Raw genomic sequence first — 23,055 nt, 5'->3', positions numbered from 1 at the left:
CCTCGCAATGTCGTGGTTCAGACCGCGATTCTGTGATCCTGCAGCCCCGGGCTGCTGACGCGGTAGATACCGATCTCACCTAACAGATTAGGCCATAGCTTACTGGCCCACCCGTGGCGGTGCTGTTGATCCACGGCAAGCCGATCAATGACCTTCGCCTCACGTTCGCGACAAAGTTCTTCAAAGTCTTCGAAGGTGCAGAAGTGAATGTTCGGCGTGTTGTACCAGGTGTACGGCAGGAATTCGGATACCGGCATCCGGCCCTTGCTCGCCAGATACCAGCGGCAGCGCCAGTGACCGAAGTTGGGGAAGGTGATGATGCACTGGCGGCCGACCCGCAGCATTTCGTCGAGGATCTTGTCCGGGTAATGCACGGCTTGCAGGGCCTGGGTCATCACCACCACGTCGAAGCTGTTGCTGGCGAAGTTGCCCAGGCCCTTGTCCAGGTCCTGCTCGATGACGTTGATGCCCTTGGCCACGCACTCGGCGATGTTGTCCGGGTCGTTTTCCAGGCCATAACCGGTGACCTGCTTGTGGTCGCGCAGCCAGGTCAGCAACTCGCCGTCGCCGCAACCGAGGTCGAGTACACGGCTGCCGGCGGGGATCCATTCCTGGATGATTTCCAGATCAGCTCTCATGGCTTTCTCACAACGTAATGCGATTCATGTAATTGCCGAACGCCTGCAAATAACGCGGGATCGGAATCAGGAAGGCGTCGTGGCCCTGCGGCGCGTCGATTTCCAGGTAGCTGACGTCCTTGCGCGCGGCCATCAGCGCGTCCACCAGCTCCCGCGAGCGGGCCGGGGAGAAGCGCCAATCGGTGGTGAACGACATCACGCAGAATTTGGCTTTCGCACCTTCGAAGGTTTTCGCCAGGTTATCGTCGAAGTTGGCCGCCGGATCGAAGTAATCCAGCGCCTTGGTCATCAACAGATAGGTGTTGGCGTCGAAGCGCCCGGAGAACTCTTCGCCCTGATAACGCAGGTAGCTTTCGACCTGGAACTCGACGCTGTGGAAGTCGTAGTTGAGCTTTTCGCTCTTCAGGCCGCGGCCGAATTTTTCGCCCATGGAGTCGTCGGACAGGTAGGTGATGTGCCCCACCATCCGCGCCAGCATCAGCCCGCGTTTGGGGATCACGCCGTGTTCCTGGAATGAGCCGCCGTGGAATTCCGGGTCGGTGAGGATCGCCTGGCGCGCCACTTCGTTGAAGGCGATGTTCTGCGCCGACAGCTTGGGGGCCGAGGCGATGGCCAGACAGTGGCGTACGCGGTCCGGATACGTGATGGTCCATTGCAGCGCCTGCATGCCGCCGAGGCTGCCGCCGATCACTGCCGCCCACTGGCCGATGCCGAGCCGGTCGGCCAGGCGTGCCTGGCTGTGCACCCAGTCTTCCACGGTCAGCACCGGGAAGTCGGCGCCGAACGGCTTGCCGGTTTCCGGATTGAGGCTGCTCGGGCCGGTAGAACCGTTGCAGCCGCCGAGGTTGTTCAGGCTGACCACGAAGAACTTGTTGGTGTCGATCGGTTTGCCGGGGCCGATGCAGCTGTCCCACCAGCCGGGCTTGCGGTCGTCGACGCTGTGGTAGCCGGCGGCGTGGTGGTGGCCGGACAAGGCGTGGCAGATCAACACGGCGTTGCTCGCCTGCGCGTTGAGCGTGCCGTAGGTTTCGTAGATCAGGTCATAAGCGGCCAGCGAACGGCCGCAGGCCAGGGCCAGCGGTTCGCTGAAGTGCGCCGTTTGTGGCGTCACCAGACCAACAGAATCGGGGGGAAAGGCAGCTGGCATCGACCCTGCTCTCGTTGAAATGAGGCGTAAGTCTAAAGACCGGTGGGGTTAGCGGCAAGCAACGATCAGGGGCGGCAGAGCCCCGGCAAATCCGGCAGCTTCTTCGGCGAGCAGATCTTCACGCGCTTCTGCCGGTTCAACTCACCGCTGAGCAAACTGACCTGGCTCTTGGAAACCCCGAAAGCCTTGGCCAGAAACCCCATCAGGTACGCATTGGCCTTGCCCTCTACCGGCGGCGCGGTCAGGCGGATCTTCAGGCGGTCGCCGTGCAGCCCGGCGAAGTCATCGCTGCGGGCTGCCGGTTGCAGGTGACACTCGAGGATCAGGTCGTCACCGTCCCAGCGAAACCAGCTCACATCAACAGGCGCAGGATTTCCGGCATCATCGTCATCGCCGCGAGGTTGTTGATCACCAGCATGTCGATCAGCTTCAGCGCGAGGAAGGCGAAGATCGGCGACAGGTCCAGGCCGCCCATGCTCGGCAGGAAGCGGCGGAACGGCGCCAGGGCCGGTTCACAGATCTGGTTGACCAGCTCGGCGCCCGGGTTGTGGCTGCCCGGAGCGACCCACGACAGGATCACGCTGATGATCAAGGCGAAGAAGAAGATCTTCAGGAACAGCGCGGTCACGCCGATGATCGACCAGATGAACAGTTGCAGCGGGTTGCCGGTGGTGCCGTAGGTCAGCAGCAGGGTCAGCGCCATCAGAGCCAGTTGCACAAGGATCGCCAGCACCAGCGACGACATGTCCAGGCCTAACAGGCTCGGGATGATCCGGCGCAGTGGCTTGAGCAGCGGCTGGGTAGCCTTGACCACGAACTGGCACAGCGGGTTGTAGAAGTTCGCCCGCACCAGTTGCAGGACGAAGCGCAGCAGCACGATCAGCAGGTACAGGCTGCCGAGGGTTTGCAGCACGTAGACCGCTGCGGTGTTCAATCCAATCATGTAAGGCTCCTTATTTGCCCAATTGTTCGGCCATTTCGGCCGAGCGGTGCGCGGCGGCGCCGAGTGCTTTTTCCACCAGGGCTTCGAAGCCACCGGCCTGGAACGATTTGATTGCAGCTTCCGTGGTGCCGGCCGGCGAGGTCACGCGGCGGCGCAGTTCGGCGGCGTCGACGTCGCTGGACACGGCCATGTGCGCCGCGCCCAGCGCGGTTTGCAGGGTCAGTTGTTCGGCGGTTTCCTTCGGCAGGCCGAGTTTGACGCCAGCGGCGGTCATGGCTTCGATCAGCAGGAAAAAATACGCGGGGCCGGAACCGGAGACGGCGGTGACCGCGTCCAGTTGCTGCTCTTCGTTCAGCCACAGGGCGATGCCCACGGCGGACAGCAGCTCTTCGGCCTGCTGGCGCTGTTCGGCGCTGACTTCGCCGGTGGCGTACAGACCGCTCACGCCCTGACGCAGCAGCGCCGGGGTGTTGGGCATGCAGCGCACGATTGGCTGTTCACCGAGCCACGCAGTCATGCTGGCGCAAGTAATGCCGGCGGCGATGGACACCACCAGTTGATTCGGCTTCAGGCTCGGGCGGATCGCTTCGCACACGGCTTTCATGGCCTGTGGCTTGACCGCCAGTACCACCACGTCAGCGCCGTCGATGGCCTGAGCATTGTCGGCGAAGGTCTCGATGCCGTGTTCGGCGCTGACCCGGTTGCGGGTCTCTTCACCCGGATCACTGGCGCGGATGTGTGCGGCTTCCAGACCCTTGGCCCGCAGGCCGCCGATCAGGCTGGCGGCCATGTTGCCGGCTCCGATAAAGGCGATACGTGTGTTGCTCATGTCAGGTCCTTATCTGGAAATCATCAAGATGGGGAATAGTCGCGGGCGCCAAACAGGGCCGTACCGATACGGACCCAGGTCGCGCCTTGGGCAATGGCCGACTCGAGGTCGTGGCTCATGCCCATGGAAAGCGTGTCGAGCGGCAGGTCGAGGTCGGCCTGCAACTTCTGAACGGCGGCGAATGCAGCGTCTTGTTCGGCGCGATCTTCGGTTGGCTCGGGGATTGCCATCAAGCCGCGCAGCTTCAGGCGCGGCAGCGCGCTGATGGCCTGGGCCAGGGCCGGCAGGTCGGCCGGGGTGCAGCCGGACTTGCTGGCTTCACCACTGACGTTGACCTGAATGCAGATGTTCAGCGGCGGCAGCTCCGCCGGGCGTTGTTCGGACAGGCGTTGGGCGATTTTCAGACGATCCACGGAGTGCACCCAGGCGAAATGCTCGGCAATCGAGCGGGTCTTGTTCGACTGAATGGGGCCGATGAAGTGCCAGATCAAGGGCAGGTCGGCCAGTTCGAGCTGTTTGGCCAGGGCTTCCTGCAGGTAGTTCTCGCCAAAGTCGCGCAGGCCGGCGGCATAAGCTTCGCGCAGGGCTTCGGACGGTTTGGTCTTGCTCACGGCCAGTAGCTGGACGCTGTTTTCATCGCGTCCGGCGGCAGCGGTGGCGGCATGAATACGCGAACTAACCTGGAGAATGTTGTCTGCTATCGTGGACATCAAGAGGCGCCAGCGGTCTGAAGGTTCGCGGCATTCTACTGGAATTGAGGGACGCTATGGATATCACTGAACTGCTGGCCTTCAGCGCCAAACAGGGCGCTTCCGACCTGCACCTGTCGGCCGGTCTGCCACCGATGATCCGCGTGGATGGCGATGTGCGACGGATCAATCTGCCGGCGCTGGATCACAAGCAGGTGCACGAGCTGATCTACGACATCATGAACGACACCCAGCGAGTGGAGTTCGAGAAACATCTGGAAACCGACTTTTCCTTCGAAGTGCCCGGTGTGGCGCGGTTTCGGGTCAATGCCTTCAACCAGAACCGTGGCGCCGGCGCTGTGTTCCGTACCATCCCGTCGAAAGTGCTGAGCATGGAAGACCTCGCCATGGGCGACGTCTTTCGCAAAATCACCGATGCTCCGCGGGGGCTCGTGCTGGTCACCGGACCAACCGGCTCCGGCAAATCCACGACGCTTGCGGCGATGATCGATTACCTCAATACCCACCGTCATCACCACATCCTGACCATCGAAGACCCCATCGAATTCGTCCACGAATCGCGTAAATGCCTGATCAATCAGCGTGAAGTCCACCGCGATACCCGCAGTTTCGCCACGGCATTGCGTTCAGCGCTGCGCGAAGACCCTGACGTGATCCTGGTCGGCGAGATGCGTGATCTGGAAACCATCCGCCTGGCGCTGACGGCGGCCGAGACCGGGCACTTGGTGTTCGGCACGCTGCACACCACGTCGGCGGCCAAGACTATCGACCGGGTGGTGGATGTGTTTCCGGGGGATGAGAAGTCCATGGTGCGCTCGATGTTGTCCGAGTCATTGCTGGCCGTGGTGTCGCAGACATTGATCAAGAAGATCGGCGGCGGCCGGGTGGCGGCACACGAGATCATGCTGGGGACGTCGGCGATCCGTAACTTGATCCGCGAGGACAAGGTGGCGCAGATGTATTCGGCGATCCAGACCGGCGGGTCGCTGGGGATGCAGACGCTCGACATGTGCCTGAAGGATCTGGTGACCAAGGGCCTGATCAGTCGTGAACATGCGCGGGAGAAGGCGCGGACACCGGATAATTTCTAGGGACGAAAAAAAACGCAGCCCGAAGGCTGCGTTTTTTATGATCTGTACAGATCAGCGCTGAACCACGCGCATCTGCTTGCCACCTGGTTCTTTCGGCAGCACGCGCTTGGCAACCACGTAATGCTGTTCCCAATACGGTTTGTTCAGCGTATCGATACTCACCGCTTTGCCACGGCGTGGTGCGTGGATGAAGCGGTCGTTGCCCAGGTAGATGGCAACGTGATTGACCCGACGGCTTTTGATATTGAAGAAAATCAGGTCGCCAGGCTTGAGGTCCTTGCGCTCGACTTTCTCGCCGTGACCACTGGCCATGGCATTCGAGGTACGCGGCAGGTCGAACGTGGCGTCGTTGAACGCGTATTTGACCAGACCGCTGCAGTCGAAGCCTTTGCTCGGGCTGCTGCCGCCCCAACGGTAAGGTGTACCGAGGACGTTCACCGCACGACTGAGGACGTTACTGCTTTCCTTGTTCGCCATCGGTGGAACCAGCTTGCCGTGACTCTTGCTGGCGAGCGTGGTGTGTTTCGTTTGCTTGCCTTTGTTCGTAGGAGCAGAGGCATGGGATTTGGGAGTGAAACCGTTAACGTTGGGAAGACGTTGCTCACGATTGGTGGCGTGGGCGGCCAGTGGCATTAATAGGCAAATAGTTAGCCATGTCTTGAAAAATGGACGCATTAGGCAGGGCTCTTATGTGTTAGCGCGCAACTTTATAACAGCTTTTTTGTCCCTTCCGAGGCCGTTGGTCGATTCAATCAGGTGCCAACGGAACCAAACAAGCGGCAAAAAAACGCAATTGTCGGACAGAAGTCCGGTGCTATAAGGCTTTGACGGACCACAAGGTAGCATTTGCCGTACGTCGGCTACCTGTAAAAAAGTCACAAAGAATTAAAGAATATTTATCTATCGCGTGTATCGAGGTCTTAATGAACGGCTATCAGCTGCCCCGTGTGAAGGAAAAAGACACCCATAGCAAGGTGATTGGTTACCTGTTGTGGATATTCGGTTTCACAGGTTCTCACCGCTTCTATTACGGCAAGCCGGTGACCGGCACGATCTGGTTTTTCACCTTCGGGTTGCTGGGGATCGGCTGGCTGATCGACGTGTTCCTGATCCCGGCGATGGACCGGGAAGCGGACCTGCGCTTTGCGGCGGGACCGATCGAATACAACGTGGCGTGGATTCTGCTGACATTCCTCGGGGTGTTTGGTGTGCACCGGATGTATCAGGGCAAGTGGATCAGCGGCCTGCTGTACCTGCTGACGGGCGGGCTGTTCTTTATTGGCGTGCTGTATGACTTCTGGACGCTGAACGATCAGGTATCGGTGCGTAACGCCGAGGGCAGAGGCGCTTTCCAATAAAGCTTCGCGAGCAAGCTCGCCCCCACAGGGTTCGCGGTGACCCTTGTGGGAGCGAGCTCGCTCGCGATTGGGGCAACTCAGTATCAAGCCTGGTGGCTGATCCGGCCATCCACCAATGTGTAACGCACCACACCCGGCAGGCTATGGCCGAGGAACGGGCAGTTCTCGCCCTTCGACAGCCAGCTTTCGCCGGCTACTGTCGAAGCCTTCGGATCGAACAGCACGATATCCGCTGCACCACCCACCGCCAGTTTGCCCGCCGGCAGGCGCAGGGCCTCGGCCGGGCCGGCGCTCAGGCGCGCCAGCAGGGTCGGCAGATCAAGCAGACCATCTTCGACCAGCGTCATTGCCAGCGGCAGTAGCAGTTCGACGCTGCTGATGCCTGGCTCGGTCGCGCCGAACGGTGCCAGTTTCGCATCGCGCTCATGGGGCTGGTGATGGCTGGAAATCGCCGAAATCACCCCGGACTTCACCGCGTCACGCAGACCATCGCGGTCGGCGCGGGTGCGCAGCGGCGGTTGCACGTGGTACAGGCTGCTGAAGTCGATCAGCGCTTCGTCCGTGAGGATCAGCTGATACAGGGCAACATCTGCCGTGACTTTCAAACCACGGGCCTGAGCCTGAGCGATCAGGGCCACGCCGCGAGCGCTGGTGAGCTGGCTGAAGTGCGCGCGCACGCCGGTTTGCTCCACCAGCAGCAGATCCCGGGCCAAAGCCACGGTTTCAGCGGTTTCCGGGATGCCCGGCAGGCCGAGGAAGCTGGCGGTGGCCCCTTCGTGGGCCAGGCCGCCGTCGGCGAGGTCGTGATCCTGCGAGTTGAAAATCACCGTCAGGTCGAAGGTCGCTGCGTAATCCAGCGCCCGGCACAGGGTGCGGGTGTTGCGGAAGCTTTCCAGACCGTTGCCGAAGGCCACGCATCCGGCGTCGCGCAGGGCAACGAGTTCTGCCAGCTGTTCGCCATCCAGACCTTTGCTCAGGGCGCCGATCGGGAACACCTTGGTGTTGCCGGCTTCGCGGGCGCGGTCGAGGATCAGTTCGGCCACGGCGGAAGTGTCGAGCACCGGTTTGGTCTTCGGCGGGCAGCACAGGCTGGTCACGCCACCGGCCGCCGCAGCGCGGGTTTCGCTGGCGATGGTGCCTTTGCGGCTGTAGCCCGGCTCGCGCAGGGCGACGTTCAGGTCTACGAGGCCTGGAGCGGCGACAAGGCCTTGGGCATCAATGGTTTCGACGGCGGTGAAACCGGCCGGTGCGGCGCCGAGGGCGACGATCTTGCAGGCTTCAACGTGAATATCGGTGATTTGATCCAGGCCGCTGCTTGGATCGATGACGCGGGCGCCGAGAATGCTGAGCTTCACTGGGCGTTCTCCTGCTCGAATTGACGCTGCGCTGTTTGTCCGCTCATGGCCATCGACAGCACGGCCATACGGATCGCGATGCCGTAGGTGACTTGATTGAGGATCACCGAGTGCGGGCCGTCGGCCACCGCCGACTCGATCTCCACGCCGCGGTTGATCGGCCCCGGGTGCATGACGATGCAATCGGGCTTGGCGCCGGCCAGGCGCGCGGTGGTCAGACCGAACAGGCGGTAGAACTCGCCTTCGCTCGGCAGCAGGCCGCCGGTCATGCGCTCGCGCTGCAGGCGCAGCATGATTACCACGTCGACGTCTTTCAGACCTTCGGTCATGTCGGTGTAGACCTTCACGCCGTACTGCTCAATGCCGATCGGCAGCAGGGTTTTGGGCGCGATCACGCGGATGTCCTGGCAACCGAGGGTCTTCAGGGCCAGCATGTTCGAACGCGCCACCCGCGAGTGCAGGATGTCGCCGACGATGGCCACCGAGAGGTTCTCGAAACCGCCCTTGTGACGGCGGATGGTCAGCATGTCGAGCATGCCCTGGGTCGGGTGCGCGTGTCGGCCGTCGCCGCCGTTGATGATCGCCACCTGCGGGCAGACATGTTCGGCGATGAAGTGCGCAGCGCCCGAGTCACCGTGGCGCACGACGAACATGTCGGCGGCCATGGCTTCCAGGTTGCGCAGGGTGTCGAGCAGGGTTTCGCCCTTGCTGGCCGACGAGGTCGACACGTTCAGGGTGATCACGTCCGCCGACAGGCGCTGGGCCGCCAGTTCGAAGGTGGTGCGGGTGCGGGTGGAGTTTTCGAAGAACACGTTGCACACGGTTTTGCCGCGCAGCAACGGGACCTTCTTCACGGCCCGGGCGCCGACTTCGAGGAACGAGTCGGCGGTGTCGAGGATTTCCGTCAGCAACTCGCGGCGCAGGCCGTCGAGGGAGAGGAAGTGGCGCAGCTGGCCCTGATCATTGAGCTGCAGCGGGCGCTTGGTATCTAGAGGCGTCATCGCGAATGGGACTCTCAATAGGGCGGATTAAAGGGCAAGGTCTTGCAGTTCGAGGGCCAGCTCCGGCCCGGACAGCTTGACCCGCTCATGGGCGGCCAGCGACAGCGTCGCGCCGACCACGTTCGGGCGGATCGGCAGTTCGCCGGCGTCCAGGTCCAGCAGGCAGACCAGCGTCACGCTGGCCGGGCGGCCGTAGTCGAACAGTTCGTTCATGGCGGCGCGGATGGTCCGGCCGCTCATCAATACGTCGTCGATCAGCACCAGATCCTGGCCTTCGATTTCGAAGGGCAGGGCGGACGGACGCACTTGCGGGTGCAGGCCGTTCTGGCTGAAGTCGTCGCGGTAGAAGGAAACATCCAGCGTGCCCAATGGCGCGTCGCTGCCCAGTTCTTTGAGCAGGGCCTGGGCGACCCAGACGCCGCCGGTGCGGATGCCGATGTAACGCGGTTCGCTGATATTGCGCTGGGCAAGGTGCGCCTTGAGGCGGGTCGCCATCTGGCTGATCAGATCGGCGGGATTGGGCAGGCTCATGGTTGCTCCTTCTCGGGGTCGAGCCGGTTCTCGCGAACCGGGGCTCGGGTTGTAACCAAAAGAAAAGCGCCGTAGCGCTTGTCAGGATTCAAACAGTGCGGTGTTTTCGTCGAGCCAGCCCTGCAACAGCAGGGCGGCGGCGATGGCGTCCACCGGGTTGTCGCGGTAACTGCCTTTCTGTCCCCCGCGCACCAGTCGTTCGCCCTTGGCTTCGAAGGTCGTCAGGCGTTCGTCGTGGGTATAGAAAGGCAGGTTGAAGCGGCCATTGAGGCGGCGGGCGAATTTCTCGGCGCGGGCGCACATTTCGCTGGGCGTACCGTCCATGTTCAGCGGCAGGCCGACCACCACGGCGTCGGGTTTCCATTCCTTTATCAGGGCTTCGACCTGATTCCAGTCCGGTACACCGTTTTGCGCCTTCAAGGTGCACAGTTCGCGAGCCTGGCCGGTAATCACCTGGCCGACCGCCACGCCGATCTGTTTGGTGCCGTAGTCGAAGCCGAGGATCAGGCGCAGGGCCATCAGGCGTGTCCTGCCTGGCTGGTCAGCAGGCTGAGGTTGATCCCCAGGTGCTTGGCCGCCGCTTCCAGGCGCAGTTCACTGCTGGTGTTGAACAGGATGTCGGCGTCGTACGGGCAGGTCAGCCAGGCGTTGTCGGCCATTTCAGCCTCCAGTTGCCCGGCTTCCCAACCGGCGTAACCGAGAGTGATGACGCTCTTGGCCGGGCCCACGCCGTCGGCGATGGCGAACAGCACGTCCTGCGAGGTGGACAGGGCCAGATCGCCCTCCAGCTCGACGGTGGCCTGGAAGGTCTGGCCCGCCGGGTGCAGGACAAAACCGCGATCGGTCTGCACCGGGCCGCCGATGAAGATCGGCACATGCTGGCACAGTGCTGGCGGATCGATGTCGGGGCGCAGTTGTTCGAGGATGTCGGCCAGATTCAGCTCTTGCGGTCGGTTGACCACCAGCCCCATGGCGCCATTGGCCGTGTGCTCGACGATGTAGGTCAAGGTATGGGCAAAGTTCGGGTCGGCCATGTGTGGCATGGCGATCAGGAAGTGATGCTTGAGGTAGCTGGGGCTGACGTTTTTCATGTGCGCTAGTGTGGCGTTCGGGGGGCGAACTGACAAGCTGGAGCGGGCAAAAGATCGACTCAGTTACTGGACAACCGGTCGCCCCGGGCGAATTTCCAGGTGCGGATGATTTCCAGCCGGTCGATGTCCGACAGGTCCCCGGTAAACGGTGCAAACGGGGCTGCCAGCCGCACGATGCGCTGCGCCGCCTGATCCAGCAGCGGCTGGCCGGATGATTCCAGCACCAGCACTTCATACAGCGAGCCGTCGCGGTTGATCGACACCATCAGACGCAAATTGCCGTAAATCTGCTGGCGCCGGGCCTCTTCCGGGTAATTGAGGTTGCCGATGCGCTCGACCTTCCTGCGCCACTCGTCCTTGTACCAGGCCCCCTTGTCGCGCATGGTCGAGGCGGCGCTCAGGCGGTGGATGCGCGGGCGCTTGGCGTACAACTGTTGTTCGTTGGCCAGTTCGGCTTCGAGGCTGGCGATGTCGCTGGAGAGCTGCGAACTGTCGAAAGTCGGGGCGTCGACCGTTGGTTTGGTCTCGGTCTTCGCTTCTTCTTTCTTGGTCGGCGCCTTTTTCGGTTTCGGCGCGACGGTGGTCACCGCCGCCTTGGGCGCGGCTTCCTGCACCTGCGGCTTGGCGGCCGGTGGCGGAGTGACCTTCTTGACCTGGTTGTCCTGGAACGGCGCGACCTCGGTGGTCTTGGGAATCGCCTTCTTGTCGAGGGTGCCGCTGCCTTCCTGGTTTTCCTGGGCGAGGAAATCGGCCTTCGCCGGTTTCTTTTCGCTCTTGAAGGTGGCGAGGGTGATTTCCAGGGTTTTGCTGATCTGCTTGGGCTCGACCATGGTGAAACCCACGCCGAGCAGCAACGCCAAATGGATCAGCGCCGCGAGAAACAGGGTAAATCCGAGGCGATCGACCGGGCGCACGCCTTTATGGGCGAGTTCAGCGGGCAGATCGGACGGAAGTGTCATGACAAGAAAACCAACATCGCGTTTTTCACAGGCCGCGCATGATAACGCAATGTTGGTTTCACGCCTTGGGCTTCAAGCATCAAGCGACAGGCTGCATGTGACACACATCAAGCTTGCAGCTTTTTCTCGATCGCATCCATCAGCATCCCGCCGATGTCGGTGCCAAAGGCATTGTCGATCTCGCGGATGCAGGTCGGGCTGGTGACGTTGATTTCGGTCAGGTGCTCGCCGATCACGTCCAGGCCGACGAACAGCAGGCCTTTCTCGCGCAAGGTCGGGCCGACCTGGGCGGCGATCCAGCGATCCTTGTCGGTCAACGGACGGGCTTCGCCACGGCCGCCGGCCGCGAGGTTGCCACGGGTTTCGCCCTGGGCCGGAATCCGCGCCAGGCAGTAATCCACCGGCTCGCCGTCGATCATCAGGATGCGCTTGTCGCCATCGACGATGGCCGGCAGGTAACCCTGGATCATGATCTGCTGCTTGCCGTGCAAGGTCAGGGTTTCCAGAATCACCGACAGGTTCGGATGACCGGCGGTGTGACGGAAAATCGACGAGCCGCCCATGCCGTCCAGCGGCTTGAGGATCACGTCACCGTGATGGTCGGCGAATTCGCGCAACACGTCCGGGCGACGGCTGACGATGGTCGGCGGCGTGCACTGCGGGAACAGCGTGGCGAACAATTTCTCGTTGCAGTCGCGCAGGCTCTGCGGCTTGTTGACCACCAGTACGCCAGCCGTTTCGGCCTGTTCGAGCAGGTAGGTGGAGTAGACGAATTCCATGTCGAACGGCGGATCCTTGCGCATCAGGATCACGTTCAGGTCGCTGAGCAGGGAATCCTGTTCGGCGCCCAGTTCGAACCATTTTTCCGGGTTGGCGAAGACTTTCAGCGGCTTCATCCGCGCCCGCGCCTGACCTTCGGCCTGATAAAGGTCTTTCTGTTCCATGTAGAACAGTTCCCAGCCGCGCTTCTGCGCCGCCAGCAGCATGGCCAGCGAGCTATCCTTTTTATAGGAAATGCTGGCGATAGGGTCCATGACAATCCCGACGCGAACGCTCATTGGGTTTTCCTCGAAAATTGGCTACCGGATCGGTATGAAAAAAGTGCCGCCAGAGTGGCGCCGGGCGGGTTTTCGGTCAAGGAAAAACCCGTCGATAGATTGCGTCAGGAGACTGTGCTAAAAAGGCTCCCAGCCGTGTTGGCCCTTGAACATCAAGGGTTTCCAGCCATCAGTCATCGCAAAACGGACAAATTGATTCGCAAAGGCGACGGTAGAGCCCCCTTATGGAACAGCAGTCCAGCGCCTTGAAGGTCATGGTGATCGATGACTCGAAAACGATTCGTCGCACCGCCGAGACCCTGTTGAAAAATGCAGGGTGCGAAGTCATCACCGCAATCGACGGTTTCGACGCCCTGGCGAAGATCGCCGACCACCACCCCGGGATCATTTTTGTCGACATCATGATGCCGCGTCTGGATGGTTATCAGACCTGCGCTTTAATCAAGAACAACAGTGCTTTCAAGGCAACGCCGGTGATCATGCTGTCGTCCCGCGACGGGCTGTTCGACAAGGCCAAGGGGCGGATTGTCGGTTCCGATCAATTTTTGACCAAGCCTTTCAGCAAGGAAGAACTGCTCGACGCGATTGCGGCCCACGTTCCGGGCTTTGCCGCTGATTTGCCGCAGTAAGACACGCACCGTGACGCTCGGCCAGCGGGCCCGGTGTCGACAAGAAAAATGGGGAAAACCATGGCACGTATTCTGATCGTCGATGATTCGCCGACCGAAATGTACAAACTCACCGGCATGCTGGAAAAGCACGGCCACGAAGTGTTGAAAGCTGAAAACGGCGCCGACGGCGTGGCCCTGGCCCGTCAGGAAAAGCCCGATGCCGTGCTGATGGACATTGTCATGCCCGGCCTCAACGGTTTTCAGGCCACCCGTCAGCTGACCAAGGACGCTGAAACCAGCCACATCCCGGTCATCATCATCACCACCAAGGATCAGGAAACCGACAAGGTCTGGGGCACTCGCCAGGGCGCCAGGGATTACCTGACCAAACCGGTCGACGAAGACACGCTGATCAAGACCCTGAACAACGTGCTGGCCGGTTGATCGCGCCGTCATGAGCGAGTCGCTGACCGCGTTCGAACTGTTGTGGCAGATCGACCAACGCTGTCGCCTGCTGGCGGCGGACCTGCCGTCGCAACCGGCGCGCCAGGATCGCTGGAGCGGCATTGGCTTTCGCCTCGGCGAGCACTGGTACGTCGCGCCGATGGGCGAGGTCAGCGAAGTGCTGCCCGAGCCGCGGTTCACCCAATTGCCGGGGGTTAAACCCTGGGTCAAGGGCGTGGCCAATCTGCGCGGGCGGTTGTTGCCGATCATGGATCTGTGCGGATTTTTCGGCCATGAACTGTCACCCATGCGCAAGCAGCGGCGGGTATTGGTAGTGGAGCATCAGGACGTTTTTGCCGGTGTGCTGGTCGATGAGGTCTTCGGTCTGCAGCACTTCGAGCAGGACAGCTTCGAACCCGTGTCGATCCGTAAACGGCAAGGCTCCAAGGGCGAGTTCGTCAAAGGGTATTTCCGGCGCGAGCAGAACTGGCGAGTGTTCAGCCTGTTTGCACTGGCGCAGTCACCGAGTTTCATGCACGTCGCGGTTTAACAGGCGAGGACCGATGATCAAAGCAAAAATCAGCAAGCCCGCAGAAGGCTCGCGCAGCCGCTCGCAGATCATCGTGCTGTTCATCGCGCTGATCGTGTTCATCATGCTGCTGTTCGCCAACTTCGCTTACCTCAACACCCAGGCCAATTACGACAAGCAGTACATCGGCCACGCCGGCGAGTTGCGGGTGCTGTCACAGCGGATCGCCAAGAACGCCACCGAGGCGGCGGCCGGAAAGGCTGCCGCGTTCAAGCTGCTCAGCGATGCGCGCAACGATTTCGCCCAGCGCTGGGGCTACCTGAAGAAAGGCGACCCTGCCACCGGCCTGCCGCCGGCGCCGTCCACCGTGCGCCCGGAAATGCGCGCCGTGCAGCTGGACTGGGAACGCCTGCTGAAAAACACTGACGCGATTCTCTCCAGCGAACAGACCGTACTGTCCCTGCATCAGGTTGCCGCGACCCTGGCCGAAACCGTGCCGCAGTTGCAGATTGAATACGAAAAAGTCGTCGAGATCCTCCTGCAACGCGGTGCGCCGGCGGCGCAGGTCGCCATGGCCCAGCGGCAGTCGCTGCTGGCCGAGCGGATCCTCGGCGCGGTCAACACCGTGCTTTCCGGCGACGAAAACTCGCAACAGGCGGCTGATGCCTTCGGTCGTGATGCCGCGCGTTTCGGTCAGGTGCTCAACGGCATGCTGCAAGGCAACCCGACGCTGAAAGTCAGCCAGGTCGAAGACCGCGACGCCCGTGCGCGTTTGAGCGAGATTTCCGAGCTGTTCCAGTTCGTCTCGGGTTCGGTGGATGAAATCCTCGAAACCTCGCCGGAATTGTTCAAGGTCCGCGAATCCGCCACCAACATCTTCAGCCTGTCGCAGACCCTGCTTGACGAGGCCTCGCACCTGGCCAGCGGTTTCGAGAACCTCGCCGGGGGGCGCAGCACCGACACCATCGGCGGCTACGTGCTGGGCCTGCTGGCGCTGGCATCGATCATCCTGATCGGCATGGTCATGGTCCGGGAAACCAACCGTCAGTTGCGCGAGACCGCCGAGAAGAATGAACGCAATCAGAACGCGATCATGCGCCTGCTCGACGAAATCGAAGACCTCGCCGACGGCGACCTGACCGTGACTGCGTCGGTGACCGAAGACTTCACCGGGACCATCGCCGACTCGATCAACTATTCCGTCGACCAGTTGCGCGACCTGGTGGCGACCATCAACCTCACCGCCGGCCAGGTCGCCGCAGCGGTACAGGAAACCCAGGCCACCGCCATGCACCTGGCCCAGGCTTCGGAGCATCAGGCCCAGCAGATTTCCGAGGCCTCGACTGCGATCAACGACATGGCCCAGTCCATCGATCAGGTGTCGGCCAACGCCGCCGAATCCTCGGCGGTGGCCGAGCGCTCGGTGGAGATCGCCAACAAGGGCAACGAGGTGGTGCACAACACCATCCATGGCATGGACAACATTCGTGAACAGATCCAGGACACCGCCAAACGCATCAAACGCCTGGGCGAGTCGTCCCAGGAGATCGGCGACATCGTCAGCCTGATCGACGATATTGCCGACCAGACCAACATCCTCGCCCTCAACGCGGCCATTCAGGCCTCGATGGCCGGTGACGCCGGGCGCGGTTTCGCGGTGGTTGCCGACGAAGTACAGCGGCTCGCAGAACGTTCGTCCGCCGCGACCCGGCAGATCGAGACGCTGGTGCGGGCGATCCAGACCGACACCAACGAAGCCGTGATTTCCATGGAGCAGACCACCACCGAAGTGGTGCGCGGCGCGCGGCTGGCGCAGGATGCCGGAGTGGCCCTGGAAGAAATCGAAGGCGTGTCCAAGACCCTCGCAGCGCTGATCCAGAGCATTTCCAACGCGGCGCAGCAGCAGACGTCTTCGGCCGGGCAGATTTCCCTGACGATGAACGTGATCCAGCAGATCACCTCGCAGACCTCGTCCGGCTCCACGGCTACCGCTGAAAGCATCGGCAACCTGGCGAAAATGGCCAGCCAGTTGCGGCGTTCGGTGTCCGGGTTCACCTTGCCGGCGGCGCCAGCGCCCGCCACGGACAAGGCGTGAGGCCTGCGGGCGAGTTCATGTCGAGCGGAGTGGTTATGAGTGACCGGCACGACTATGTGGCCCTCGAATGGGTCAAGGGTGAAATTGCCGAAACGCTGAGGCAGGCGCATCAGGCCATCGAAGCCGTGCTCGACGATCCGCAGTCGGTGCCCGGCCTCGATGAGTGCCTGACATGCATCCATCAGGTGCACGGAAGTCTGCAGATGGTCGAGTTCTACGGCGCGGCACTGCTCGCCGAAGAAATGGAGCATCTGGTCGAAGCCTTGCTGAACGACCGCGTCAGTCACCGCGACGAAGCCTTGCACCTGCTGTTGCAGGCCTTTGGTCAATTGCCGACTTACCTTGATCGCGTACAAGGCGCCCGCCGTGATTTGCCGCTGGTGGTGCTGCCGCTGATCAACGATCTGCGCAGCGCCCGGGGCGAAAGCCTGTTGTCGGAGACCAGCCTGTTCAGCCCGCAATTGCCCGAACTGCCGCCCTTGAGCCCGCAAGCGCTGGCCCTGCTGGAACCGGCGGATCTGCCCAATGTGCTGCGCAAGTTGCGGCAAATGTTGCAGATGGCGCTGGTGGGCTTGCTCCGCGAACAGGACGACCAGACGCACCTCGGTTACCTGAGCAAAGTCTTCACCCGCCTCGAAGCCCTGAGCGGCGATGCACCCTTGAGTCCGTTGTGGCAAGTCGCCTCGGCGCTGGTCGAGGGCATGCGTGAAGGCCGGATCGCCAACAGCCCGGCCCTGCGCAGCCTGTTCAAGGACGCCGACAAGGAGCTCAAACGCCTGCTCGAACAAGGCATGGCCGGCCTCAACCAGCCACCGCCCCCCGAGCTGTTCAAAAGCCTGCTGTTCTACATTGCCAAAGCCGAACATCCCACCGGGCAGATGCTGACCATGAAAGATCGCTACTCCCTGGACGACGCGTTGCCCGACAGCGCGATGGTCGACGAAGAACGCGCGCGCCTGGCCGGCCCCGACCGCGATGCCATGCGCTCGGTGCTCGCGGCGCTGTGCGAAGAGCTGGTGCGGGTCAAGGAACGCCTCGATCTGTTCGTGCGCAGCGACCGCCAGCACACCTCGGATCTGGACAGCCTGCTGGCGCCGCTGCGGCAGATCGCCGACACCCTGGCGGTGCTTGGTTTCGGCCAGCCGCGCAAGGTCATCATCGATCAACTGGCGGTGGTGCTCAGCCTCGTTCAGGGCCAGCGCGAACCGAATGACGCCACGCTGATGGACGTCGCCGGCGCCTTGCTTTACGTCGAAGCGACCCTGGCCGGGATGGTCGGCACGGTGGAACCGGAGAGCCCGGAAGATTCGCGGCTGCCAACCACCGACCTGACGCAGATCCATCAAATCGTGATCAAGGAAGCACGCATCTGCCTGCAACAGGCCAAGGACATGATCGTCGACTACATCGACGCCGACTGGGATCGCCAGCAACTGCAACCATTGCCGGCGCTGCTGACCCAGGTGCGAGGTGCGCTGGCAATGATTCCGCTGACGCGTGCGGCGAGCCTGCTGGAAGCCTGCAACGGTTTTATCCGCGAGCATCTGCTGCTCGACCCGCATGAGCCGGGCTGGCAGCAACTGGACAACCTCGCGGATGTCATCACCAGTATCGAGTATTACCTCGAACGTCTGACCGATGACCCACAGGCACCGAGCGAGCAACTGCTGGATGTCGCGCAGAAAAGCCTGGCCAGCCTCGGCTACTTTCCTGACGAACCGCCCAGCGAACAGCATGTGCCGCTGCTCGACGACGTTCTCAGCCCCGGCGAAGCGCTGGTGATGCAGGACCTGCAAGCGCTGGATGACCCGCAAATCGCCCAGTCGCTGGCCGATGTGCTGGCCAGCCCGGTGTCGGCGGTCAACCCGCCCGCGCTGACCACACCCGGCAGTCTGCTGCCGCCACCGGCCGATGAAGAACCGGTGGACGATGAGTTGCGTGAAGTGTTCCTCGAAGAGACCGAGGAAGTGCTTGATGTACTGCGCGACTACCTGCCGCGCTGGACCGCTGATCCGCAGGACAGCGCAGCCCTGAGTGAACTGCGCCGGGCCTTTCACACTTTGAAAGGCAGCGGGCGAATGGTCCGTGCACTGGTTCTCGGCGAACTGGCCTGGGCCGTGGAAAACCTGCTCAACCGCGTGCTGGAGCACAGCATTGAACCAGGGCCGGCGGTGCAGCAATTGCTGGCCGATACGTTGCTGTTGCTGCCGGACCTGATTGCCGAATTCGCCATCAACCACCAGCGCCAGCGTCAGGATGTCGATCAACTGGCGGCTCGCGCTCACGCATTGGCCAAGGGTGATACACCGCTACCGGCCGAAGACGTGGAAGACGTCGCGGCGCTCGATCCGCTGTTGCTGGAAATTTTCCGCAACGAAGCCGAAACCCACCTCGCCAGCCTCAATCGTTTCCTCGATCAGGCCGCCGAGCATGTGCCGTTGCAGGCCAGCGACGAGTTGCAGCGAGCGTTGCACACCCTCAAGGGCAGTGCGTCGATGGCCGGCGTATTACCGATTGCCGAACTGGCGGCGCCGCTGGACAAACTGGCCCGGGAGTTCAAGGCCCATCAACTGGCGCTGGACCTGGACGAAGTGGAACTGCTGCTGGAGGCCGAAGGCCTGTTCCGCGTCGGTCTGCGCCAGCTCAAGCACGATCCGCTGGCGCCGATTGTCGGTGCGCAGTCGCTGATCAAACGCACCGAAACCCTGTTGAGTGAGCGGCTGGAATCCATCCTCAACACGCCGAGCAGCAGCTTGCGGGTCAAGCGTGATCCACAGTTGATCAACAACTTCCTGGCCCAGGGCATGGACATCCTGCTCGACGCCGAAAACCTCCTGCAGCGCTGGCAGCAGCACCCCGGAGAACGCCAGGAACTCAGCGCGTTGCTGGATGAACTGACGACCCTCGGCGAGGGCGCGCACCTGGCAGACCTGCTGCCGGTGGATGTGTTGTGCGAAGCCTTGCTCGATTTGTATGGCGCGGTGGAAGAAAGCAGCCTGGCGGTCAGCGAACGGTTTTTCCATGAGGCACAGCAAGCCCACGAAGCGTTGATCAACATGCTCGACGAACTGGCCGCCGGCCAGGAAATCACCCCGCAACCGCAGCGCATCCGTGCACTGCACGAACTGCTCGACGAAGGCCTCGACCCATCGGCCATGGGCCTGATTCGCAGCGATGGCAGTCGTACCCTGAGCATTTCAGAGCTGGGCAGCGCCACCGCCGAACTGCAAAAAAGCACCACCGGGATCGCCCCGGATGAGGAGATCGTCGAGATCTTCCTCGAAGAGGCGGTGGACATTCTCGACAGCGCCGGACAAGCCTTGCAGCGCTGGTTGAACGACCCGGAAAACGCTGCGCCGCTGTCGTCGCTGCAACGGGATCTGCACACCCTCAAGGGGGGGGCACGAATGGCCGAGGTCGAGGCCGTTGGCGACCTGGCCCAGGAGCTGGAGAGCCTTTACGAAGGCCTGGTGGATCGCCGCTACAACCACAGCGACGCCTTGGGTCGACTGTTGCTGCAATGCCATGACCGCCTGGCGTTGTTCCTCGACGAGCTGCATGACCCTCAGCCACTGAAACCGGCGCAGGACCTGATCGACGCGATCCGCCAGTTCCGTCAGGGCCAGGCCGGCAGCCCCGCAACACCGCCCGCCGCCGCCAGCCATGACGGCGCCGGACACGATCCGGAGCTGCTGGAGATCTTCCTCGAAGAAGGTTTCGACATCATCGAAAACTCCGGTGCCGCGTTGCTGCGCTGGCAGGCCGAACCCGGCAACCGCCAGGAAGTGGAAACCCTGCTGCGCGACCTGCACACCCTCAAGGGCGGCGCGCGGATGGTGGAGATCGGCCCGATCGGCGACCTCGCCCATGAGTTGGAATACCTTTACGAAAGCCTGTCCTCCGGCACCCTGCAGGGCAGCGCCGAACTGTTTGCCCTGTTGCAGCGCGGCCATGACCGGTTGGCGCAGATGCTCGATGCGGTGCGCGCCGGCCAGCCGTGCCCGCCAGCGGATCGGCTGATCAGTGCGATCCAGAATTTCAGCCATCCGGTGACGGTGGAAGCCCCTGCGCCGATGCTGCCGGCACCGGTGAAGGCCGAGCCCGCCGCGCCCGCTGCCGAGGCCGGCGCGGACATGGTCAAGGTCTCCGCCGAACTGCTCGATGACCTGGTCAACCTCGCGGGCGAAACGTCGATTTTCCGTGGCCGTATCGAGCAGCAGGTCAGCGATGCACAGACCGCCCTGAACGAGATGGAAACCACCATCGAGCGTATGCGCGATCAGTTGCGCCGGCTCGATACCGAAACCCAGGGGCGGATTCTCAGCCGTCAGCAAGTGGATGCCGAACGCCTCGGTTACGAAGATTTCGACCCGCTGGAAATGGACCGTCACTCGCAGTTGCAGCAACTGTCACGGGCGCTGTTCGAGTCCGCTTCCGACTTGCTGGACCTGAAGGAAACCCTCGACCGACGCACCCACGACGCCGAGAACCTGTTGCAGCAGCAGGGCCGAATCAACACCGAGTTGCAGGAAGGCCTGATGCGCACGCGCATGGTGCCGTTCGAGCGCATGTTGCCGCGTCTGAAGCGCATCGTCCGCCAGGTCGCCGAAGAGCTGGGCAAGGACGTGGCGTTCACCGTCGGCAACGCCGAAGGCGAGATGGATCGCAATGTCCTCGAACGCATGGCCGCGCCGCTGGAGCACATGCTGCGCAATGCCGTCGACCATGGCCTGGAACCGGCCGACGTGCGACTGGCAGCGGGCAAGCCCGCCCAGGGGCAGATCAGCCTCGACCTGTCCCGCGAGGGCAGCGACATCGTTTTCGACATCCGCGATGACGGCGCTGGCGTGCCGCTGGATGCCGTGCGACGCAAGGCGATCAAGCGCGGCCTGCTGGCGCCGAACGCGGAAATCAGCGACCGCGAAGTGTTGCAGTTCATCCTTCAGCCGGGCTTCTCCACCGCCGAGAAAATCACCCAGATTTCCGGGCGTGGCGTGGGCATGGACGTGGTTCACGAAGAAGTGCGGCAACTGGGCGGTACCATGAGCATCGACTCGGTGCCGGGGCAGGGCGTGCATTTCCGGATTCGCCTGCCGTTCACCGTATCGGTCAACCGTGCGCTGATGGTGCAGTGCGGTGAGGATCAATACGCGATTCCGCTGAACACCATCGACGGCATCGTCCGCGTGCTGCCGAACGAACTGGACGGGCATTTCCGTCACGATCCGCCGCGCTACGAGTACGGTGGCCAGCGATATGAACTGTGTTATCTGGGCGAGCTGCTGAAAACCGCGCCGCGCCCGAAACTCATTGGCCAGAGCCTGCCGCTGCCGGTGCTGCTGGTGCAGTGCAACGAGCGGCACATTGCGGTGCAGGTCGATGCCATGGCCGGCACCCGGGAGATCGTGGTCAAAAGCCTCGGCCCGCAGTTCGCATCGGTGCAGGGCGTGTCCGGGGCGACGATCCTCGGCGATGGCCGGGTGGTGCTGATCCTCGATCTGCTGGCGCCGATCCGCGCCATGCAGGCGCGATTGCCGCAGCGTCCGGTCAGTCACGAGATCGACAGTGAACCGCAAAAGCCGCTGCTGGTGATGGTGGTCGACGATTCGGTCACCGTGCGCAAGGTCACCAGCCGTCTGCTCGAACGCCACGGCATGAACGTGCTGACCGCCAAGGACGGGGTCGATGCGATGCTGCTGCTGGAAGAACACATGCCGGACCTGATGCTGCTCGACATCGAAATGCCGCGCATGGACGGCTTTGAAGTGGCGACCCAGGTGCGCCACGACGAGCGCCTGCGACACTTGCCGATCATCATGATCACCTCGCGTACCGGGCAGAAACACCGCGACCGGGCGATGGCCATCGGCGTCAACGACTACCTCGGCAAGCCGTACCAGGAATCGGTGCTGCTCGAAAGCATTGCCCTGTGGAGCAAAAAACATGCATGAGCGGCGCCACAATCAACGCAGCAGTCAGCTCACCGGGCTGTTGTTGCCGCTGGCCGATCGCAACCTGATCCTGCCCAACGTCGCCGTCGCCGAGCTGATCGACTACCAGTCCAGCGCCTTCGACCTCGATACCCCGCCGTGGTATCTGGGCCGGGTGACCTGGCGCGAGCGGCAGATCCCGCTGCTGAGTTTCGAGTCGGCGTGCGGCAACAAGATCGTCATCGGCGAACGGGCACGGATCGTCATCCTCAACGCTCTGGGCGGATTGCCCGCGCTGCGCTTCATCGCCTTGCTGGTGCAGGGGATTCCGCGCTCGTACAAGCTCGACAGCCAGTTGAGCTATGTCGACGTGCCTCTGTGTGCGCTGGAGCAGGCGGCGGTGCAGGTCGGGGAACAGGTGGCGAAGGTGCCGGATTTGTTGGCACTGGAGACGTTGTTGGTGGATGCGGGGCTGGTTTGAGTTCGCTTGAATTTTGGGTTGCCCGGTTTCCCCCTCACCCCAGCCCTCTCCCGGAGGGAGAGGGGGCCGACCGAGGTGTCTGGCGCTATCCATCGACCTGAAATAACCAGTCGATTATGGATTCACTGCAACACGTTCAGGTCGGTGAATCTATCGAACATCCCCCAATCGGTCCCCTCTCCCTCCGGGAGAGGGCTAGGGTGAGGGGCAGCTCTTGATCATTACGCTGACCGTAATGATTCAACATCGCGCTT

General features: G+C 62.4%; 22 protein-coding genes. 8 read left to right on the top strand and 14 right to left on the bottom strand.

Annotated features, from left to right (window positions below):
* Nucleotides 1–17: 17 nt before the first annotated feature.
* The 6 genes from metW to C6Y56_RS26985 form a co-directional block, all read right to left on the bottom strand.
* Nucleotides 18–638: a methionine biosynthesis protein MetW gene (gene metW / locus C6Y56_RS27010; RefSeq protein ID WP_096817600.1), complete on the bottom strand. Its 621-nt coding sequence runs from the start codon at nt 636–638 to the stop codon at nt 18–20.
* A gap of 7 nt (nt 639–645) precedes the next feature.
* Entirely contained in the window at nt 646–1,785 is a 1,140-nt protein-coding gene (gene metX / locus C6Y56_RS27005) for a homoserine O-succinyltransferase MetX (protein ID WP_169432302.1), read from the bottom strand.
* 65 nt (nt 1,786–1,850) lie between these two features.
* Nucleotides 1,851–2,141: a DUF167 domain-containing protein gene (locus C6Y56_RS27000; RefSeq protein WP_169432301.1), complete on the bottom strand. Its 291-nt coding sequence runs from the start codon at nt 2,139–2,141 to the stop codon at nt 1,851–1,853.
* Nucleotides 2,138–2,728 carry a YggT family protein gene (locus C6Y56_RS26995; protein ID WP_169432300.1) on the bottom strand — a complete coding sequence of 197 codons (591 nt, stop codon included), beginning with the start codon at nt 2,726–2,728 and terminating at the stop codon, nt 2,138–2,140. The genes C6Y56_RS27000 and C6Y56_RS26995 overlap by 4 nt, the downstream gene beginning before the upstream one ends.
* A 10-nt stretch (nt 2,729–2,738) precedes the next feature.
* Nucleotides 2,739–3,557 carry a pyrroline-5-carboxylate reductase gene (gene proC / locus C6Y56_RS26990; protein WP_085731569.1) on the bottom strand — a complete coding sequence of 273 codons (819 nt, stop codon included), beginning with the start codon at nt 3,555–3,557 and terminating at the stop codon, nt 2,739–2,741.
* A gap of 23 nt (nt 3,558–3,580) precedes the next feature.
* Nucleotides 3,581–4,267: a YggS family pyridoxal phosphate-dependent enzyme gene (locus C6Y56_RS26985; protein WP_169432299.1), complete on the bottom strand. Its 687-nt coding sequence runs from the start codon at nt 4,265–4,267 to the stop codon at nt 3,581–3,583.
* 56 nt (nt 4,268–4,323) lie between these two features.
* Here C6Y56_RS26985 and C6Y56_RS26980 point away from each other — a divergent pair, with 56 nt between their 5' ends.
* Entirely contained in the window at nt 4,324–5,358 is a 1,035-nt protein-coding gene (locus C6Y56_RS26980) for a type IV pilus twitching motility protein PilT (RefSeq protein ID WP_114886090.1), read from the top strand.
* 51 nt (nt 5,359–5,409) lie between these two features.
* Here the strand turns inward: C6Y56_RS26980 and C6Y56_RS26975 are convergent, their stop codons facing one another.
* On the bottom strand, nt 5,410–6,033 hold the full coding sequence (locus tag C6Y56_RS26975; protein WP_169432298.1) for a C40 family peptidase: 624 nt from the start codon (nt 6,031–6,033) through the stop codon (nt 5,410–5,412).
* A gap of 248 nt (nt 6,034–6,281) precedes the next feature.
* Here C6Y56_RS26975 and C6Y56_RS26970 point away from each other — a divergent pair, with 248 nt between their 5' ends.
* Nucleotides 6,282–6,716 (top strand): NINE protein, encoded by a 435-nt coding sequence (locus tag C6Y56_RS26970; protein WP_169432297.1) that lies wholly within the window; start codon nt 6,282–6,284, stop codon nt 6,714–6,716.
* An 83-nt stretch (nt 6,717–6,799) separates the two neighbouring features.
* Here C6Y56_RS26970 and C6Y56_RS26965 read toward each other — a convergent pair whose 3' ends face one another.
* The 7 genes from C6Y56_RS26965 to gshB form a co-directional block, all read right to left on the bottom strand.
* Entirely contained in the window at nt 6,800–8,071 is a 1,272-nt protein-coding gene (locus C6Y56_RS26965; RefSeq protein ID WP_169432296.1) for a dihydroorotase, read from the bottom strand.
* Nucleotides 8,068–9,072 carry an aspartate carbamoyltransferase catalytic subunit gene (locus C6Y56_RS26960; protein WP_108591854.1) on the bottom strand — a complete coding sequence of 335 codons (1,005 nt, stop codon included), beginning with the start codon at nt 9,070–9,072 and terminating at the stop codon, nt 8,068–8,070. Before C6Y56_RS26960 ends, C6Y56_RS26965 begins: the two co-directional genes overlap by 4 nt.
* A 27-nt stretch (nt 9,073–9,099) precedes the next feature.
* Nucleotides 9,100–9,603, bottom strand: coding sequence for a bifunctional pyr operon transcriptional regulator/uracil phosphoribosyltransferase PyrR (pyrR, locus tag C6Y56_RS26955; RefSeq protein ID WP_169432295.1), 504 nt, complete (start codon nt 9,601–9,603; stop codon nt 9,100–9,102).
* 81 nt (nt 9,604–9,684) lie between these two features.
* The gene (gene ruvX, locus C6Y56_RS26950; protein WP_007953334.1) at nt 9,685–10,122 is read right to left on the bottom strand and encodes a Holliday junction resolvase RuvX; all 438 of its coding nucleotides are present in this window, start codon (nt 10,120–10,122) and stop codon (nt 9,685–9,687) included.
* Nucleotides 10,122–10,694, bottom strand: coding sequence for a YqgE/AlgH family protein (locus C6Y56_RS26945; protein ID WP_169432294.1), 573 nt, complete (start codon nt 10,692–10,694; stop codon nt 10,122–10,124). Before C6Y56_RS26945 ends, ruvX begins: the two co-directional genes overlap by 1 nt.
* Before the next feature lie 59 nt (nt 10,695–10,753).
* Nucleotides 10,754–11,653, bottom strand: a complete 900-nt coding sequence (locus C6Y56_RS26940; RefSeq protein ID WP_169432293.1) for an energy transducer TonB — start codon at nt 11,651–11,653, stop codon at nt 10,754–10,756.
* A 107-nt stretch (nt 11,654–11,760) separates the two neighbouring features.
* A complete protein-coding gene (gene gshB / locus C6Y56_RS26935; protein ID WP_169432292.1) occupies nt 11,761–12,711 on the bottom strand; it encodes a glutathione synthase in 951 nt (316 codons plus the stop codon).
* Between the two features lie 224 nt (nt 12,712–12,935).
* On the opposite strand from gshB, the gene pilG reads away from it, so the two are divergent.
* From pilG to C6Y56_RS26905, 6 genes are read left to right on the top strand one after another with little or no spacing between them, the layout of a single operon-like run.
* Nucleotides 12,936–13,340, top strand: coding sequence for a twitching motility response regulator PilG (pilG, locus tag C6Y56_RS26930; RefSeq protein WP_065258976.1), 405 nt, complete (start codon nt 12,936–12,938; stop codon nt 13,338–13,340).
* Nucleotides 13,341–13,400: 60 nt separating this feature from the next.
* Nucleotides 13,401–13,766, top strand: coding sequence for a twitching motility response regulator PilH (pilH, locus tag C6Y56_RS26925; protein WP_011336365.1), 366 nt, complete (start codon nt 13,401–13,403; stop codon nt 13,764–13,766).
* 10 nt (nt 13,767–13,776) lie between these two features.
* A complete protein-coding gene (locus tag C6Y56_RS26920) occupies nt 13,777–14,316 on the top strand; it encodes a chemotaxis protein CheW (protein WP_085731577.1) in 540 nt (179 codons plus the stop codon).
* Nucleotides 14,317–14,329: 13 nt separating this feature from the next.
* On the top strand, nt 14,330–16,390 hold the full coding sequence (locus C6Y56_RS26915; RefSeq protein ID WP_169432291.1) for a methyl-accepting chemotaxis protein: 2,061 nt from the start codon (nt 14,330–14,332) through the stop codon (nt 16,388–16,390).
* A 35-nt stretch (nt 16,391–16,425) separates the two neighbouring features.
* Nucleotides 16,426–22,341, top strand: coding sequence for an Hpt domain-containing protein (locus C6Y56_RS26910; RefSeq protein WP_169432290.1), 5,916 nt, complete (start codon nt 16,426–16,428; stop codon nt 22,339–22,341).
* Nucleotides 22,334–22,801, top strand: a complete 468-nt coding sequence (locus tag C6Y56_RS26905) for a chemotaxis protein CheW (protein ID WP_169432289.1) — start codon at nt 22,334–22,336, stop codon at nt 22,799–22,801. Before C6Y56_RS26910 ends, C6Y56_RS26905 begins: the two co-directional genes overlap by 8 nt.
* Nucleotides 22,802–23,055: the final 254 nt, after the last annotated feature.

This window comes from Pseudomonas fluorescens (genome assembly GCF_012974785.1).
Classification (GTDB): Bacteria; Pseudomonadota; Gammaproteobacteria; order Pseudomonadales; family Pseudomonadaceae; genus Aquipseudomonas; species Aquipseudomonas fluorescens_BT.
Note: the sequence above shows the minus strand (reverse complement) of the source record. Positions and strands in the feature narration are given on the sequence as shown.

What these genes read in the sequence shown, in the direction of transcription:
- C6Y56_RS26910 (WP_169432290.1), top strand. Translation starts at nt 16,426, where the DNA reads ATGAGTGACCGGCACGACTATGTGGCCCTCGAATGGGTCAAGGGTGAA.
- C6Y56_RS26905 (WP_169432289.1), top strand. Translation starts at nt 22,334, where the DNA reads ATGCATGAGCGGCGCCACAATCAACGCAGCAGTCAGCTCACCGGGCTG.
- C6Y56_RS26960 (WP_108591854.1), bottom strand. Translation starts at nt 9,072, where the DNA reads ATGACGCCTCTAGATACCAAGCGCCCGCTGCAGCTCAATGATCAGGGC.
- C6Y56_RS26920 (WP_085731577.1), top strand. Translation starts at nt 13,777, where the DNA reads ATGAGCGAGTCGCTGACCGCGTTCGAACTGTTGTGGCAGATCGACCAA.
- C6Y56_RS26980 (WP_114886090.1), top strand. Translation starts at nt 4,324, where the DNA reads ATGGATATCACTGAACTGCTGGCCTTCAGCGCCAAACAGGGCGCTTCC.
- C6Y56_RS26945 (WP_169432294.1), bottom strand. Translation starts at nt 10,694, where the DNA reads ATGAAAAACGTCAGCCCCAGCTACCTCAAGCATCACTTCCTGATCGCC.
- C6Y56_RS26940 (WP_169432293.1), bottom strand. Translation starts at nt 11,653, where the DNA reads ATGACACTTCCGTCCGATCTGCCCGCTGAACTCGCCCATAAAGGCGTG.
- C6Y56_RS26985 (WP_169432299.1), bottom strand. Translation starts at nt 4,267, where the DNA reads ATGTCCACGATAGCAGACAACATTCTCCAGGTTAGTTCGCGTATTCAT.
- ruvX (WP_007953334.1), bottom strand. Translation starts at nt 10,122, where the DNA reads ATGGCCCTGCGCCTGATCCTCGGCTTCGACTACGGCACCAAACAGATC.
- pilH (WP_011336365.1), top strand. Translation starts at nt 13,401, where the DNA reads ATGGCACGTATTCTGATCGTCGATGATTCGCCGACCGAAATGTACAAA.
- C6Y56_RS26970 (WP_169432297.1), top strand. Translation starts at nt 6,282, where the DNA reads ATGAACGGCTATCAGCTGCCCCGTGTGAAGGAAAAAGACACCCATAGC.
- metX (WP_169432302.1), bottom strand. Translation starts at nt 1,785, where the DNA reads ATGCCAGCTGCCTTTCCCCCCGATTCTGTTGGTCTGGTGACGCCACAA.
- gshB (WP_169432292.1), bottom strand. Translation starts at nt 12,711, where the DNA reads ATGAGCGTTCGCGTCGGGATTGTCATGGACCCTATCGCCAGCATTTCC.
- C6Y56_RS26915 (WP_169432291.1), top strand. Translation starts at nt 14,330, where the DNA reads ATGATCAAAGCAAAAATCAGCAAGCCCGCAGAAGGCTCGCGCAGCCGC.
- metW (WP_096817600.1), bottom strand. Translation starts at nt 638, where the DNA reads ATGAGAGCTGATCTGGAAATCATCCAGGAATGGATCCCCGCCGGCAGC.
- pyrR (WP_169432295.1), bottom strand. Translation starts at nt 9,603, where the DNA reads ATGAGCCTGCCCAATCCCGCCGATCTGATCAGCCAGATGGCGACCCGC.
- C6Y56_RS26975 (WP_169432298.1), bottom strand. Translation starts at nt 6,033, where the DNA reads ATGCGTCCATTTTTCAAGACATGGCTAACTATTTGCCTATTAATGCCA.
- proC (WP_085731569.1), bottom strand. Translation starts at nt 3,557, where the DNA reads ATGAGCAACACACGTATCGCCTTTATCGGAGCCGGCAACATGGCCGCC.
- pilG (WP_065258976.1), top strand. Translation starts at nt 12,936, where the DNA reads ATGGAACAGCAGTCCAGCGCCTTGAAGGTCATGGTGATCGATGACTCG.
- C6Y56_RS26995 (WP_169432300.1), bottom strand. Translation starts at nt 2,728, where the DNA reads ATGATTGGATTGAACACCGCAGCGGTCTACGTGCTGCAAACCCTCGGC.